This is a genomic window from Paraburkholderia sp. GAS32, assembly GCF_050434225.1.
Classification (GTDB): domain Bacteria; phylum Pseudomonadota; class Gammaproteobacteria; order Burkholderiales; family Burkholderiaceae; genus Paraburkholderia; species Paraburkholderia madseniana.
In genome coordinates this window covers 209,965-225,555 of the sequence record NZ_JBNPVS010000007.1, presented here as the reverse complement: position 1 = coordinate 225,555, position 15,591 = coordinate 209,965, and the positions used below count along the sequence as shown (strand labels likewise).

Annotated in this window: 13 protein-coding genes; all 13 read right to left on the bottom strand. The window is 64.2% G+C overall.

What is annotated here, in order from left to right:
- Window positions 1-299: 299 nt before the first annotated feature.
- The 13 genes from flhA to P3T25_RS11595 all read right to left on the bottom strand — a co-directional run bounded on the left by flhA (window position 300) and on the right by P3T25_RS11595 (window position 15,522).
- On the bottom strand, window positions 300-2,402 hold the full coding sequence (gene flhA, locus P3T25_RS11655; RefSeq protein WP_154559859.1) for a flagellar biosynthesis protein FlhA: 2,103 nt from the start codon (window positions 2,400-2,402) through the stop codon (window positions 300-302).
- Window positions 2,399-3,622 (bottom strand): flagellar biosynthesis protein FlhB, encoded by a 1,224-nt coding sequence (flhB, locus tag P3T25_RS11650; protein ID WP_429358141.1) that lies wholly within the window; start codon window positions 3,620-3,622, stop codon window positions 2,399-2,401. Before flhB ends, flhA begins: the two co-directional genes overlap by 4 nt.
- Window positions 3,623-3,829: 207 nt before the next feature.
- Window positions 3,830-5,119, bottom strand: a complete 1,290-nt coding sequence (locus tag P3T25_RS11645) for a DUF3443 domain-containing protein (RefSeq protein WP_171927637.1) — start codon at window positions 5,117-5,119, stop codon at window positions 3,830-3,832.
- A 15-nt stretch (window positions 5,120-5,134) separates the two neighbouring features.
- Entirely contained in the window at window positions 5,135-5,680 is a 546-nt protein-coding gene (locus P3T25_RS11640) for a DUF2844 domain-containing protein (RefSeq protein ID WP_429358140.1), read from the bottom strand.
- Window positions 5,681-5,959: 279 nt separating this feature from the next.
- Window positions 5,960-6,670 carry a protein phosphatase CheZ gene (cheZ, locus tag P3T25_RS11635; RefSeq protein WP_168435651.1) on the bottom strand — a complete coding sequence of 237 codons (711 nt, stop codon included), beginning with the start codon at window positions 6,668-6,670 and terminating at the stop codon, window positions 5,960-5,962.
- A gap of 1 nt (window position 6,671) precedes the next feature.
- Window positions 6,672-7,067, bottom strand: a complete 396-nt coding sequence (cheY, locus tag P3T25_RS11630) for a chemotaxis response regulator CheY (protein WP_093640812.1) — start codon at window positions 7,065-7,067, stop codon at window positions 6,672-6,674.
- Window positions 7,068-7,184: 117 nt separating this feature from the next.
- Window positions 7,185-8,273, bottom strand: coding sequence for a protein-glutamate methylesterase/protein-glutamine glutaminase (locus P3T25_RS11625; RefSeq protein WP_168435652.1), 1,089 nt, complete (start codon window positions 8,271-8,273; stop codon window positions 7,185-7,187).
- 5 nt (window positions 8,274-8,278) lie between these two features.
- Complete coding sequence (gene cheD / locus P3T25_RS11620; protein WP_154559862.1) at window positions 8,279-9,049, bottom strand: chemoreceptor glutamine deamidase CheD; 771 nt, start codon at window positions 9,047-9,049, stop codon at window positions 8,279-8,281.
- Window positions 9,046-9,987 (bottom strand): CheR family methyltransferase, encoded by a 942-nt coding sequence (locus P3T25_RS11615; protein ID WP_171927657.1) that lies wholly within the window; start codon window positions 9,985-9,987, stop codon window positions 9,046-9,048. The genes cheD and P3T25_RS11615 overlap by 4 nt, the downstream gene beginning before the upstream one ends.
- Window positions 9,988-10,191: 204 nt before the next feature.
- Entirely contained in the window at window positions 10,192-12,078 is a 1,887-nt protein-coding gene (locus tag P3T25_RS11610) for a methyl-accepting chemotaxis protein (protein WP_154559864.1), read from the bottom strand.
- Window positions 12,079-12,127: 49 nt separating this feature from the next.
- A complete protein-coding gene (cheW, locus tag P3T25_RS11605) occupies window positions 12,128-12,664 on the bottom strand; it encodes a chemotaxis protein CheW (RefSeq protein ID WP_097390704.1) in 537 nt (178 codons plus the stop codon).
- 51 nt (window positions 12,665-12,715) lie between these two features.
- Window positions 12,716-15,046, bottom strand: coding sequence for a chemotaxis protein CheA (cheA, locus tag P3T25_RS11600; RefSeq protein ID WP_429358139.1), 2,331 nt, complete (start codon window positions 15,044-15,046; stop codon window positions 12,716-12,718).
- 98 nt (window positions 15,047-15,144) lie between these two features.
- Entirely contained in the window at window positions 15,145-15,522 is a 378-nt protein-coding gene (locus P3T25_RS11595; RefSeq protein WP_154559867.1) for a response regulator, read from the bottom strand.
- Between the last annotated feature and the right edge of the window lie 69 nt (window positions 15,523-15,591).

The window sequence follows — 15,591 nt, the reverse complement described above, 5'->3', positions numbered from 1 at the left end:
TACCGCTTCCCATTGAGATCATTATTGCGAAACCTGTCGAGTGACGATCGATGGATAAAGACCGTTAAAGGCGGGCAATTCGGGCGATGGAAACGCACATCAATTCACACGCGCGACGGTTTGAAACAGGCTCTCCGGCGGCGTACGGCGGCATTTTCGCGGACGCAGCATGACCTCCGCCGGCCGCTTGCAGGGCGAAAAGTCAGGCGCGGGAATGAAAACCGGCGCTCGAGGAGCGCCGGCGGAAACCATCGGTCTGGAACGGCTGCGGCTCGCTATCAGGCTTAGCCGCACGGGGTTTAGCCATGCGCCCCGATCAGATTCACCACCTTGATATTGCGCGTATCCGGCACTTCGGCATAAGACAGCACCTTCAACTGCGGCAGGCTGCGGCGCAGGAAGCGCGCGAGCATCGGCCGCAACGCATGCTGCACCAGCAGCACCGGCGACAGCCCAAGGTTCTGCTGACGCGTCATCGCCTTCTGCGTTTCGTTCAGCAGCGTATGCGCGAGGCCCGGTTCGAGGCCCGGATTGGCGCCCGTGGAAAGCGCCTGCGACAACACCCGCTCCAGATTCGAATCGAGGCCCATCACCTGCATGTCGCCCACGCCCGGGAACCACTGCTGCGTAATCGCGCGGCCCAGCGCGAGGCGCACGGCGGCGGTGAGATCGTGCGCGTCGGTGACCTTCGGCGTGTGTTCGGACAGGGCTTCGAGAATCGTGCGCATGTCGCGGATCGGCACGCCTTCTTCCAGCAGGTTTTGCAGCACTTTTTGCAGCGTGGTGAGCGGCAGCGACTTCGGCACCAGATCGTCGACCAGCGACGGCGTGTCCTTCTGCATCCGCTCCAGCAGCGCCTGCACTTCGCGGCGGCCAAGCAGTTCGGACGCATGCGTGACCACTAGGTGATTCAGGTGCGTGGCCACCACCGTGCTCGAATCGACCACCGTGTAGCCGTACACCTGTGCCTGTTCGCGCAGATTCGTATCGATCCAGATGGCCGGCAGACCGAACGCCGGATCTTGCGTCGGCGTGCCCGGCAGCGCAGCGGACACCTGCCCCGGGTTGATCGCCAGCCATTGCCCCGGATACGCTTCGCCGACGCCCACCTCGACGCCCTTCAGCGCAATCCGGTAGCCGTTCGGCCGCAATTCGAGGTTGTCGCGGATATGGATCACCGGCGGCAGGAAGCCGATTTCCTGCGCGAACTTCTTGCGGATGCTCTTGATCCGTTTGAGCAGTTCGCCATCCGAGTTCTTGTCGACGAGCGGAATCAGCCGGTAGCCGACTTCTAGACCGAGCGTGTCGATCATCGTCACGTCGTCCCAGCTCGCTTCGGCATTCTCGACCGGCGCGAGCGTGGCCGGTGCGACGTCGACGAGTGTTGCGCTGTTCTTGCGGGCTTCGCTGCGCTTTTTCATCGTGCGGCCGAGCTGGATCAGGCCACCCCCGAGAATCAGAAACGCGAAGTGCGGCATGCCCGGAATCAGGCCCATCAACACCAGAATGCAGCCCGTGATCACCAGCACGCGCGGGTTCGTGAAGAGCTGGCCGGTCAGCTGCGTGCCGATATCCTCGTTGGTCGCGACGCGCGAGACAATCACACCGGCCGCCGTCGAAATCACGAGCGACGGGATCTGTGCGACGAGGCCGTCACCGATGGTCAGCAGCGTGTAGGTCTTGCCCGCGGACGCGAAGTCCATGCCGTGCTGCACCATCCCGACGATCAACCCGCCCAGGATGTTGATCACCATGATCAGCAAGCCGGCGACCGCGTCGCCGCGCACGAACTTGCTCGCGCCGTCCATCGAACCGTAGAACTCGGCTTCCTGGGAGACTTCCAGGCGGCGCTTGCGAGCTTGATCTTCGTTGATGAGGCCGGCGTTCAGGTCGGCGTCGATCGCCATCTGCTTGCCGGGCATCGCATCGAGCGTGAAGCGTGCGGACACTTCCGCGATCCGCCCCGCACCCTTGGTGATCACCATGAAGTTGATGACCATCAAAATGACAAACACGACGATACCGACCGCGAAGTTGCCGCCCACGAGGAAGTGGCCGAACGACTCGATCACCTGGCCTGCGGCGTCCGGGCCGGTATGGCCTTCGAGCAGCACGATCCGCGTGGACGCCACGTTCAGCGACAGGCGCAGCAGGGTCGAGAACAGCAGCACGCTTGGGAAAGCGGCGAAGTCGAGCGGCTTCATCGTGTACATGCTGACGAGCAGCACCATCACGGAAAGCGCGATATTGAAGGTGAACAGCAGATCCAGCAGAAACGGCGGCAACGGCAGAATCATCATGCCGAGGATCATGCAGATCAGCACCGGCCCGGCGAGGGCGCGCAAATTGGTGCCGCTCAAGGCATCCGGCCGTCGGGACAGGAATCCGGCGCGAGCGTTCATGCGGAGGCTCCTGAAACGTCGTCGTTATCTGGCTTATTGGCAGAATTAAGCACGTCGGCGGCTTCCTGCTCGGCTTCATCGTCCGGCACGCCGCCCTTGTCGAGGTCCGCCGGCACGTCGAACTCGGTCGGTGCGACCGGCGCGACGCCGCCTTCGGTGTTGAAACGCCGCAACTGATACACCCATGCGAGCACCTCGGCGACCGCGCCATACAGCGGGCCGGGAATCTCACGGTTCAGATCGACGTTGTGATACAGCGCACGCGCAAGCGGCGGCGCTTCCAGCAGCGGCACGTTGTTCTCGGCGGCGATTTCGCGAATCCGCGCGGCCACCAGGTTCACGCCCTTGGCGACCACCTTCGGCGCGCGCATCTCGCCGTCGGTGTACTGCAGCGCGACCGCGAAGTGCGTCGGGTTGGTCACCACCACGTCGGCCTTGGGCACCTGGGTCATCATGCGGCGGCGGGCAATGGCGCGCTGTTGCTGGCGAATCCGGCCTTTCACATGCGGATCGCCTTCGCTTTCGCGGTGTTCGCGCTTCACTTCTTCCTTCGTCATGCGCAATTTCTTGTGGAACTGCCAGAGTTGATACGGCACATCCAACGCAGCCACGACGAACATGCCCGCGACCGTCATGCCGCAGCACACCGCGATCAGATGCACGGTGTTGGCGAGCGCCAGGTGCAGCGGCTGGGTTGCCAGCGCGAGAATTTCTTCGCGGCGATTCCAGATCGCCGAGCCACCGATGACGCCTACCACCAGCGTCTTCGCGAGCGACAGGCCGAGCTGAACCGGTCCATTGATCGAGAATATCTTGCCGAGCCCTTCGATCGGATTGAGCCGGTTGAACTTGGGCTCGAGGCCTTTCGAAGACAACTGCCAGCCGCCCAGCGCCATCGGCGCGAGCAGGGCGGCGGCGCCGGTGAAGGCCAGAACCGGCAGCAGCGCGTACAGGCCTTCGCGGCCCGCGGCGCCCGCGCCGATCAGCATGCGGCGGGTTTCGAACACGGTGGCGTGGTCGAACGTGAAGGACGCCCGCAGCATGCCCTGCAAATGCTCGCCGATGCTGTCGGACATGCCCCATACGCCGAAGAATCCCGCTGCCAGCAGCGCAAACGTCGACAGCTCCCGCGAACGCACGATCTGCCCTTCCTCGCGCGCCTTTTGCAGGCGCCGGGGAGTGGCTGATTCGGTTTTTTCGAGGTCGCTATCCTCTGCCACAAACGCTCTCCAGTCGGCCGAGGCACGACGCCTCTTTCCAGTGAGAGCGATTATTCCCGCTCGACGCAAGCGACGATCGGCGGATAAGGGCGGAGAAAGGGGGGTATTTCGAGGGATGGAGGGCCGGCTAGCACCGGCTACGGCCAGCGGACACCCGCGTTGATGCGCGCGGGTGTCCGGCTGGTTCTTACGCGTGTGTCATGCGCCTCAGAAGCCGACGTAAGGCGCCTGACCGCCGGTCGCGAAGCCGTAGTACATGTAGCGGCCATAAAAAAACGGCAAACCGAGATCGAAGCTGCTGCTGCCGCCGATCTGCCCGGCCAGATCGTTGAACGCAAAGTTGCTGGTGTTGCCGAACAGCGTCGACGCACTCAGGATGCCGATGCTGACGCTCGCTCTCGTGCTGCTCAGGCCGCCCAGCGTGATCGACCGGGTTTGCGCGGACGACGGGCAATAGAACCCGGCGAAATTACTGCCGCACTGCGCGAGCGAGCTGTCGGCGAAGAAGTATGCGTTCGACCCCGAATCGAAGAACGCCTGCACGGTCGTGCCGTTAAAGACGCTGTTGTTCATGTTGCCGAAAGTATCGGTGGTGAAGGTCTGCACCGACGCCTGCCGCACATTGTTCGACTGCGTGCCGATCCCGAACACCAGCGTGCCGGTGGCCGACGCTGCACCAGTGTTCGACACCGGCGGCATCTGCACGATCACACCATTATTGTCGGCCGCAAAGTTGGCCGCCGGATTGGCGACCTGCTGGTTGAGCGGCACCGTGGCACGGGCGCAGGTGCCCCCTGGACACGTGAAGTAATTGCTGAAGTTGGCGGCCGTCGACGGGGTCGAGCAGGTTGCGCCGCAATCGGTGAGCGCCGTGCCGATGCCGAGAATGCCGTTGGCGCCGAGAGCGGTGGCCGTGTTGTCCGCCGGGCCGCTGCCGCAGCCGCTGGGCACTGCGCCGGCCGCCGAATCACCAATGATCTGTATCGGGATGGCCGCGGTCGTTTCGCCGCCGATCTGTATGGTCGCGGTGCGCACCGTGCCCCATGTGAAGCCGTCGGCGAAGGTCGCGCACTCGGCGAGCTGCGCGCCGCCGGACAGAGTACTGACCGGCAACGCAGCAAGCAATGAAGTATTCAGCACCGAGCTGACCAGACGCAGCCCGAAGGAACCAGTATCGACCTGGATGTTGCTGATGACCTGACAATTGGATGTCGTACCCGGCGGACAGACGGTCACGCTAACTGTCGGAATATTGATGACGCCGTTTACACCCCGCCCGACCGTGATCGGCACGGTGTTCGCCGCGTTCGCGGCGATCGGTTGCTGGGTCGGGCTGGCCGGCAGCGAGCCGCCGTTCAGCGTGTTCGACGAATTGCTGCTGGAGCTGTCGCCGCCGCCACCGCCGCAGGCGGCCACCACCGACACCAACATCACCGCCACGACGGCGTGCACCCAGCCCCTGAACTTCCCAGCAATATGACTTTGCATGGTTCGCATCGTTCGTCCTCGCCCTTACTGGATGTCGGAACCGCTGACGCCGGCCGGCAACGCCGGCGGCAACCAGGCCTGACCGTTGAACCCGCCCATGTGGCCGCCGGAGCGGACCACGAGGTTGCTCTGGTCGACCGCAACGGGGCCACGAGCGCCTCCGCGCGCCGCGCGCACGGCTTTTACGCCGGCGACGTACTGCGGGAAATAGCTGCCGAGCAGATCGTTGAGATCCGGCATTTGCGGACCACGCCACGCGATGCCGAAGACCGAACCGTCCGCGGCGAGGTATTCGCGCACCACCGTGCCGTTGCCGAGCGTCGTTTCACGCACGGTGTAGGACGCCGAAGCCGAGGCGGAAGAAGCAGCGCTCGATGCAGAACGCATCACGCTTTGAGCCGCCGTTGCCGAACTGGTGCCGGGTTGCACGGTGCGAGAAGAAACCGACGCATCCGTAGGGGGTGTCATCGGGGCGCCGCCCAATCCCGCATACGCGGACTGCACGGCTGACAACGAACAGGGTAATGCAAGCGCCATAACGAACCCGGCGCGGCGTACGCGACTCCACATGACAAGGCTCCTCCCGAGCTGCTGCTGCTCGGCTCGCACCTCGTGCGAACCGGCCGCATGTATGCAGATCATACGGCACCGCTGCGGTCGCACTCCGGGGAGTTGCCTCGCCGTGCCACCGTCCGGTGACTGTCTCTCACCGGAATGCCATGCCGCTGCTTGAGTCCGTAGTATGCCTGTGGTTTGTGTCGACAGACAGCAAGCGCACGCCGGAGCATGGCTCGCCACCCATAACCGGTCCGGCGATCCTGCCTCGCGCCCTTGCGGGCGGCCGGCAGGTCAGAAGCCGAGGCTCGCCAGCAGATCGTCGACCTGCGACTGATCCTGCACCACGTCCGTCTTGCCTTCCGGATTGATCTGCGGACCGTTCAGCAGATGCTCGGGGCTGCCGGTGGACGACGGCTCGGCCGCCAGTGCCGCCGCATTCGCCGCGAACTGCTCGCGCCGCTCGAGCGCGATGTTCTCGACCAGCACGCCGAGCAGTTGCTGCTCGATCAGGTACACGACATCCGTGATCTTCTTGATGACCTGCCCGGTCAGATCCTGGAAGTCCTGCGCCAGCATGATCTCCATCAACTGTGAGTTGGTCGCGGTGGTCGCCTCGGGCACGCCGCGCAGAAAGGTGCGCGTGTCGTTCATCAGCGCGCGCACTTCCTCGCGCTCGATCGGCGCCGCGTACCACTGCTCCCAGCGCGCGTCGAGTTCGCCAGCATCTTTCTGCAGTTGCTCCTGGATCGGCTTGGCGATATCGATCGATGACAGCACGCGCTCGGCGGCCTGCTCGGTCATGTTCGCGATGTACTTGAGACGGTCGCGAGCATCGGGCACGGCTTCCGCAGCGCGCTCGACATGCTTGTCGATCCCGAGTTCACGCATCGAGTCACGCAGCGTGCGCGTCAGTTGTCCGATACGGGCGAGGATGCGGTCAGACGCGAGGTCGCCGCTCTCGGTCGCCGCTTCGGCTCCGTGCGCGTTGGTCGGCAGAGTCACATCAGCTCCCGGCTTTCGCCATCTTCTCGAGAATCTTGTTGAGCTTCTCGTCGAGCGTCGCGGCCGTGAACGGCTTGACGACATAACCGCTCGCGCCGGCCTGAGCCGCCGCGATGATGTTTTCCTTCTTCGACTCGGCCGTCACCATCAGCACCGGCAGATGCGTCAGGTGGGCGTCGGCGCGGATTTCCTTGAGCATGGCCAGACCGTCCAGGTTCGGCATGTTCCAGTCGGATATCACGAAGTCATACGCCCCGCTGCGCAAACGCGCGAGGCCGGCCTGCCCGTCTTCCGCCTCGTCGACGTTCGAGTAGCCGAGCTCTTTGAGCAGGTTGCGAACAATCCGGCGCATCGTCGGAAAGTCGTCAACCACCAGAATCTTCATTCCCTTATCCATTTCATTCCCTTTGCTTGATCCATGATGCGGCGCATGACCGCCGGTTCATTCCGATTCGCGTCGACCGGAGTTACGTGTTCCGGTCCCATGCCTGGCGCTCGCCGTCAGGCCCGCGCATCATACCCGCTGCACGCGGTCGCCCATTGACGACAGACGCGCCATCACGCGTCGGCTCATTTCCGGCAGCGATGCAATTTCGTCCGCGGCGCCGAGCGCAATGGCTTCGCGCGGCATGCCGAATACGATACAGCTCGCCTCGTCCTGTGCAAGGGTATACGCCCCTGCTTTTTTCATGTCCAGTAGTCCGGCGGCGCCATCGCGCCCCATTCCGGTCAGGATCACGCCTACCGCATTCTTGCCGGCGTGCTGTGCAGCCGAACGGAACAGCACGTCCACCGACGGACGGTGCCGGTTCACCGGCGGCTCGTCCGACAGATGCGCAATATAGTTCGCGCCGCTGCGGGCCAGCAACAGGTGAGCGTGGCCGGGCGCGATATACGCATGTCCCGGCAGCACGCGTTCGCCGTGCTCTGCCTCTTTAACGGTAATCCGGCACAAACCATTAAGGCGTTGCGCAAAAGATTTTGTGAAACCCGGCGGCATATGCTGCGCGATCAGCACGGCAGGCGCATCCGGCGGCAGCGGAACCAGCACTTCGCGGATCGCTTCGGTGCCGCCCGTCGACGCGCCGACAATAATCAGCTTCTCGGTACTGAGCAGCGGATTGTTGAAGAGCGGCGCGGCGGCAGCGGGCGCATGCGCCGCATGCGCGGCCGCGTGCTGCACCGGCGCGGCCTGGCGCACCCGTGCACGGGCCGCGGCGCGAATCTTGTCGGCGAGCTTTTCCGAGTAGTCGAGCATGCCGTCGCGAATGCCAACCTTCGGCTTGGTGACGAAGTCGACCGCCCCCAGTTCCAGCGCGCGCAGCGTGATTTCATTGCCACGCTCGGTCAGCGACGACACCATCACGACCGGCATCGGCCGCAGGCGCATCAGCTTCTCGAGGAAGTCCAGACCGTCCATGCGCGGCATTTCGACGTCGAGTGTCAGCACGTCCGGATTGTGCTGCTTGATGAGATCGCGCGCGACCAGCGGGTCGGGCGCGGTCGCCACGACGGTCATGTCCGGCTGGCCGTTGATGATTTCCGTCATCAGGCTGCGGATCAGCGCCGAATCGTCGACGCACAGTACTTTGATCTTTTGCACAGCGCTCACGCCTCCTCTGTAGTTCTGGCGTTGTTTGAGTTAATCGGGCGCGGGCTTGCGCCGAACAGTTCGATGCGCGGCTTCGTAGCACCTGCGCCCGCACCGCCGCCCGCCGCGCCGAACAGTTCGACCTTGGGCCGCGTGGCGGCCGGCGTCGAGAACAACTCGACCCGTTTGCGTGCCGCCGCGAGCCGCTCGGTACGCGCTTCGGCACTTTGCCGCATCAGCGCCTGTTCGCGCTCGGCCACGCCCGCTTCCTGCTGCAGGCGCAACTTCTTCACCATCACCTGGCCAGTGCGCGGCATGAAAGCGACCTTGCGCGGATGATTGCCCTGCAAATCCTCAGCGACGATGCGGATCTTTTCGAGCGCCAGATAGCGGCGCACGAATTCCGAATTGCGATCGCCGATGTTCATCGTCGTCATGCCGGCCAGCACCGCGCCGCCGCCGAACACCTTGGCTTCGAATCGCTCGCGCCGGCCACCGGCCTTGATCAGCTCGTTGATCAGCACTTCCATGGCGTACGCGCCATAGCGCATCGAATCCGACGCGGGCTGGCCGGCGTCGGCGCCGTCGTCGGGCAGCATGAAGTGATTCATGCCGCCAATGCCGGCCGTGCGGTCCTGAATGCAGGCCGCGACACACGAACCGAGCACGGTGACGAGCACCATATCTTCGCTCGTCGTGTAAAACTCGTTCGGCAACAGCTTCACGCCGGGGCGCTGGAAGTGGTTGTCGAAGTACAGATTGGAGGCGATCGGCAGGCTGCTGCTCATGCGGCCACCCCGCTCGCCGTTGCACTGCCGGCATGGCTCGTGGCGCGTGCCGGCGTGCGTGCGGCGCCTGTGTCGCGCGTCAGTTCATAGACGGTCTGACCGCGCAGCTTGAACGCCTGCGTCACATAGGTGAAGTTTTCCGAGTGGCCGGCGAACAGCAAACCACCCGATTTCATCAGCGGCTCGAAGCGCCCGAGCACCTGCGCCTGCGTCGGCTTGTCGAAATAGATCATCACGTTGCGGCAGAAGATCGCGTCGAACTGCGAGCGCAACTGGTAATCGCGGTCGGTCAGATTCAGTTGTTCGAAGCGCACCATCGCGCGCACTTCCGGGCGCACCTTGACCATGCCGGCGTGCGCGCCGGTGCCTTTCAGGAAGAAGCGCTTGAGCCGCTCGGGCGACAGGTGCTTCACCTGGTCGAACTGATACATGCCGGCTTCGGCTTTCGCCAGCACTTGCGTGTCGATGTCGGTGGCGAGCACGCTGGCCTGACGTGCGCCGCTGTCGCCGAGCGCTTCGATCAGCGTCATCGCGATCGAATACGGTTCCTCACCGGTCGAGGCCGCCGAGCACCAGACCGACACCGGCTGCGCGCGGCGCGGCACGAACTCGGCCAGGATCGGAAAGTGATGGGCTTCGCGGAAGAACGCGGTCAGGTTGGTGGTCAGCGCATTGGTGAACGCTTCCCACTCTGCCGGATCGTTTTCCGCTTCGAGCAGATCGAGGTACTGTTTGAAGCTCTCGAGGCCACGGGCACGCAGCCGGCGCGCCAGACGGCTGTACGCCATATCGCGCTTGTGATCCGACAACGAAATGCCCGCGCTGCGATGAATCAGATCGCGAATGCGAGCGAAATCCGCCGACGTGAATTCGAAATCCCGTCCTTGCTCGCCGGATCTAGCCGGTTGCGAAGATTGCTGTGCGCGCGTTGCCATTATGAAAGTTCCTGCCTGCAATACGAGCCATCCCGCTTTTCGCCAACTGCATTGCTTCTGGCGAAAGGGGTTGTGTTCGCGGGGTCGCGCCCGCCCGCGAGTTCTGCCAACACGCGGTCGGCCCGCGACACGCCTCTTAAGCGTGCTTCGATGATTCGCCCCTCACGGAGCGAGATGCCGAATGACCGCATGTCTTTGTGCCACTTCCTAGAACGTTTGCCAGTCCGCGTCCGATCCTGCCGACGCGGCGCCTGCTGCGGCCGGACGTGCTGCGGAGTCGGATGCGGCGCGGGCCGTCTTCGGTTTGAGAGCCGGTTCCACACGCGCGGTGTCGGCACCCTGGGTGGCCGAAGCCGGTGTTGCATGCGCTGCCGAGCTTGCCGCACCGGCCGCCTTGCCTGCTGCCGGATGCGCTGCGGCGTGTGCGGTCGCTTGCGGCGCGGCTTTTGCGGGCTGCACGCGCTGGCTGCCGCTCTTGCCGCCGTTCGAACGTGCCGCCGCTTGCGGACGCGCTGCAGTGGCGACGCTGCGCGTCTGGCCGCCGGCTACTTTCCAGCCGCTCACCACCGCTTGCAACTGACGCGTCTGGTCTTCGAGCGACGCCGCCGCAGCCGCGGCCTGTTCGACCAGCGCGGCGTTCTGCTGCGTCACTTCGTCCATCTGCACGACTGCGCGATTCACCTGTTCGATGCCGCCCGACTGCTCTTCGGAAGCCGCGCTGATTTCGCCCATGATGTCGGTCACGCGGCGCACCGCCTGCACGATCTCGTCCATCGTGGTGCCCGCGCGGCCCACCAGGGCTGAGCCGCTTTGCACCTTGTCGACAGAGTCGCCGATCAGTTCCTTGATTTCCTTCGCGGCGCTGGCGCTGCGCTGCGCGAGGCTGCGCACTTCGCCCGCGACCACCGCGAAACCGCGGCCCTGCTCGCCGGCCCGCGCGGCTTCGACCGCCGCGTTCAGCGCGAGAATGTTGGTCTGGAAGGCAATGCCTTCGATCACGCCGATGATGTCGACGACCTTGTTCGAACTGGTCGCGATGTCCTGCATGGTCGTGACGACCTGGCTCACCACGTCGCCGCCGCGCGTCGCGATATCCGACGCATTGACAGCCAACTGGCTCGCCTGGCGCGCGTTCTCGGCGTTCTGGCGCACGGTGCCGGTCAGTTGCTCCATGCTCGAAGCGGTTTCCTGAAGCGACGCGGCCTGCTGCTCGGTGCGTTGCGACAGATCGGTGTTGCCCATCGCGATTTCACGCGCGCCGGTGTCGATCGATTCGGTGCTGCTGTGAACCGCCGTCACCATCGTCGCCATGCTTTCCTGCATGCGCTTGATGCCGGCGAACAGGCGGCCGATTTCGTTACGGCTGAACACGTTGATCTGCTCGGACAGATCGCCCGAGGCGATCCGTTCGAAGCACGCCGTCGCATCGTTCAGCGGCTGCACGATCAGGCCGCGCAGCGCAAGGCGGATGCCCACCACCAGCAGCAGCGCGATCACGGTGACGCCGATGATCAGCGTGGTCATCAGCGAAATGTTCGATTGCGCGCTCGACTGCTGATCCACCGCATGCTGCTGCATCGCCTTGATCACATTGGACGCAACGTTGTCGTACGCAAGGAACATCGGGGGAATCTTGGTATCGGCGATCGCGTGATAGGCCGCTGGATCGTTCGCCCGCAGCGCGGCGAACTCCGGATCGACGCCGTCTCGCGTCAGAGTCGTGCGGCGCGCCGTCAGATCGTCGAGCAGCGTCTGGTCAACGCCGTTCTTCGGTGCGTTGAGAAACAGCTGCCAGTTTTCGCTTGACTTGGCGAGCAGCACTTGCGCACGATCAAGCGCCGTCTTCGCCTGCTCGGTGTCGCCAGCGGTGCTCAACGCGGTGACGCGGTCCAGCGTCACGCGCGAACGCAACAGGTACGCCGACGCATCGTCGAGCGCGTGAATGGCGACCAGATCGCCGCGCGCGATACGGTCGAGCGACTGGCTCGCGCTGTTCAGCGCGGTCAGACCAAGCGCGCCGACCACGACGGTCAGCGCAACCAGAATGATCCCCACCATCGTCAACGATGTGCGAATCGACCACCTGCTCAGCATCTTGATGCTCCCTGTTCGATCTGTCTTTCGTACTGGCGCGTAGTGATGCTTACGCGCTCAGCGTTTCGATCAGCGCCATTTCGCGGCTGGTCATCAACTTCTCGATGTCCATCAGAATCAGCATGCGGCCGTCGACGGTGCCCAGACCCGTCAGATACTCGGTCGTCAGCGTCGCGCCGAATTCCGGCGCCGGCATGATCTGGTCGGTGGCGAGCGTCAGCACGTCCGACACACCGTCCACCACCATCCCGACCACGCGATGCGCGACATTCAGGATGATCACGACGGTCTGGTGGTCGTACTCGACGCGGCCCAGATGAAACTTGATGCGCATGTCCACGATCGGCACGATGATGCCGCGCAGATTGATCACGCCTTTGATGAACTCAGGCGCATTGGCGATCCGCGTCACGTTGTCGTAGCCGCGGATTTCCTGCACCTTGAGAATGTCGATGCCGTACTCTTCGGCGCCGAGCGTGAAGACGAGGAATTCCTGACCGCCGGCGTCCGCCTGCTGCGAGTCGCGGCGGCCATTCGTACCGCTCGCGTTCGCGACGCTCGAATTGATGGATTGGACTTCTGCCACGTTAGCCCCCAAACGGTTGGGATGAAATAAGTTGAGTGAGTGTTGCGAATGTCATGCGAGGCTCATCGCGCCGTGCGCATGGCGCGTTTCGCGATTCAGCGCCGCCACGTCCACGATCAGCGCGACACTGCCGTCGCCGAGAATGGTTGCGGCGGAAATGCCGTGCACCTTGCGGTAATTCGTTTCCAGATTCTTCACGACCACCTGCTGCTGCCCCACCAGCTCGTCGATCAGCATCGCAAAGCGGCGCCCTTCGGTTTGCATGATGGTGACGATGCCTTGCGTCGGTTCCTGCTTGGCGTCGTCGACGGTGAATACTTCATGCAACGCGACGAGCGGCAGATATTCACCGCGCACGCGCACCACGCGCTCGCCGTTGGCCACCGTGTAGATGTCCTCGGCACGCGGTTGCAGCGACTCCATCACGAAGTTCAGCGGCAGAATGAAGATCTCGTTGCCGACCTTGACCGACATGCCGTCGAGAATCGCCAGCGTGAGCGGCAAGACGATGCGCGTGGTGCTGCCCTTGCCCGCATGCGAGGTGATTTCCACGTGACCACCCATCGACTGGATGTTGCGCTTCACCACGTCCATGCCGACGCCGCGGCCGGAGACGTCCGTGACCTGCTCCGCCGTCGAGAAGCCCGGCAGGAAGATCAGGTTCCAGACTTCTTCGTCGGACATCGATTCGCTGACCTGCATGCCCTGCTTGGCGGCCTTCGCGAGAATCTTGTCGCGGCGCAGACCGGCGCCGTCGTCGCTCACTTCGATGACGATGTTGCCGCCATGGTGTGCCGCCGACAACACCAACTGGCCGGTCGAATCCTTGCCCGCCGCACGCCGCGCTTCCACGGTTTCGATACCGTGGTCGAGACTGTTGCGCACGAGGTGAGTCAACGGATCGATAATCCGTTCAATGAGGCTCTTGTCGAGTTCGGTCGCCTGACCGAAGGTGACGAGTTCCACTTCCTTGCCGAGTTTCGCCGCCAGATCGCGCACCAGACGCGGGAAGCGGCTGAACACGTAATCCATCGGCATCATGCGGATCGACATCACCGCTTCCTGCAGATCGCGCGCGTTGCGCTCGAGTTGCGCCATGCCGTTGAAGAGCCGGTCGTGCAGCGCCGGATCGAACGTGCTGGTGGTCTCGGCCAACATCGCCTGCGTGATCACCAGTTCGCCGACCAGGTTGATTAGTTGATCGACCTTTTCGACGCCGACGCGAATCGAGCTGCCTTCCGCGCCGCCTGCCGCCGCGGCCGGCCGCGCTGCCTTGCGATCCTGTTCGGCGGTCGCCGTCGTGGTTGCTGCCACACCTGTTGCCACGCCTGCCGCCGGTGCGCTGCTCGCTGCTGCGGGTGCAGCCGCGGCGGGCGCCGGCGTAGTCGCTGGCGACGCCGGCGCGTCGGATAGTCCGTGCGTGGAGGCGGCTTGAGCGGGCGCAGCGGTGTGGGCCGCCGGTGCCGACGATGCTGCCTGCTCCGCCTGGTGTGCTGGTGCCGTCTGTGCTGCTTGCGCCGGGGTCGAATCGGCAGCGTCGGGCGTTCCAGGTTCGCCTTGCTGCGTCTCGTCCGCCGGTGCGGCGCCGCGGCCGATCGAGATCTGACTTTCGTCGATCACGAAACAGCACACGGCGATGATGTCGTCGGAGGTCACATCGGTCTGGAGCCACAGCGTCAGATCGCCGCCGCTCTTGACCTGCCCGACGATGTTGCCCAGGTTGCCGAGCTCTTCGGACAGCAGTTCCTGGTCCTTCTCACCTACGCCCCGTAGCGTAATTTTCAGATGGGGGCCGGCTGCATCACCGGTACCCGCGGCTTGTCCGGTCTGTGCCGGTTCGCCGTCAGTCCATTCACCCGCCGCCTGCACCGCCTGTTCGACGACGTGCTCGGGCGGGGTCCCGCCTTGTCCTGCTGTTTGTGCTTCTACTGATGCTACGGCTGCCACCGGTACGGCCGCTGCCGGTGCCGCGGCCGCTTCGGCGCCCAGGCGGCTTTCCGCATGCAACTGTTCGAGCTTCGCGCAGATCGCCTTGGCCACAGCCGTATCCGGCTCGGCGCTCGCACGGTAGTCGGCGAGCTGGCCCGACAACACGTCCTTGGTTTCGAGGAACGTGTCGATCATGTCCTTGCGCAGCACGAGTTCGTTATTGCGCGCGCGGTCGAGCAGCGATTCGAGAATGTGGGTGGTTTCCGTCAGTGCGGTAAAACCGAACGTCGCCGCGCCCCCCTTGATCGAATGCGCCGCGCGGAAAATCGCCGCGAGGTCTTCGGGGTCCGGGTGCGCGATATCCAGATTGAGCAGCAACTGCTCCATCTGCGCGAGCAGTTCGTCCGCTTCGTCGAAGAAGGTCTGATAGAACTGAGTGATGTCGAGTGTCATGCCTGGGTCACCGCGAGAGTTCCTGTCTACGCTTGGGCTGTCGTGCCGCCGCGTCGAGAGCTTCTATAACTTGTGTAAAGGTGGCGCTTATGGGGCGTTCATGCGTTGTCCGATTCGGCCAATGCCGCGACCAGTTCGGTCAGCATGTCGGGGTCGAGCGGCTTTTCGATCCAGCCGGTTGCTCCCGCGGCCCGCGCCGCCGCCTTGAACGGCTCGCCCGATTCCGTCGTGAGGACGAGGATGGGCGTCGCCTGGTAAGCCGGATTGCCGCGCAGTTCCGTGATCAGATCGAGGCCGGTTTTGCCTGGCATGTGCTGGTCCGTCAGCACGAGGTCGAACGACATGGCAAGCGCGTTTTCGAGCCCTTCATTGCCGTCCGCCGCGAGCGTCACTTCATAGCCGGCCGTCGTCAGCGTTGCGGCGAGGATTTGCCGCATCGATGCCGAATCGTCGATTGCCAGGATGTGCCTGATCATGAAAACCTCGCTGCACTTACGCTATGGACCGGCCCGCCGTCCGCGCCACCTGGGCGCATGGACCGGCCT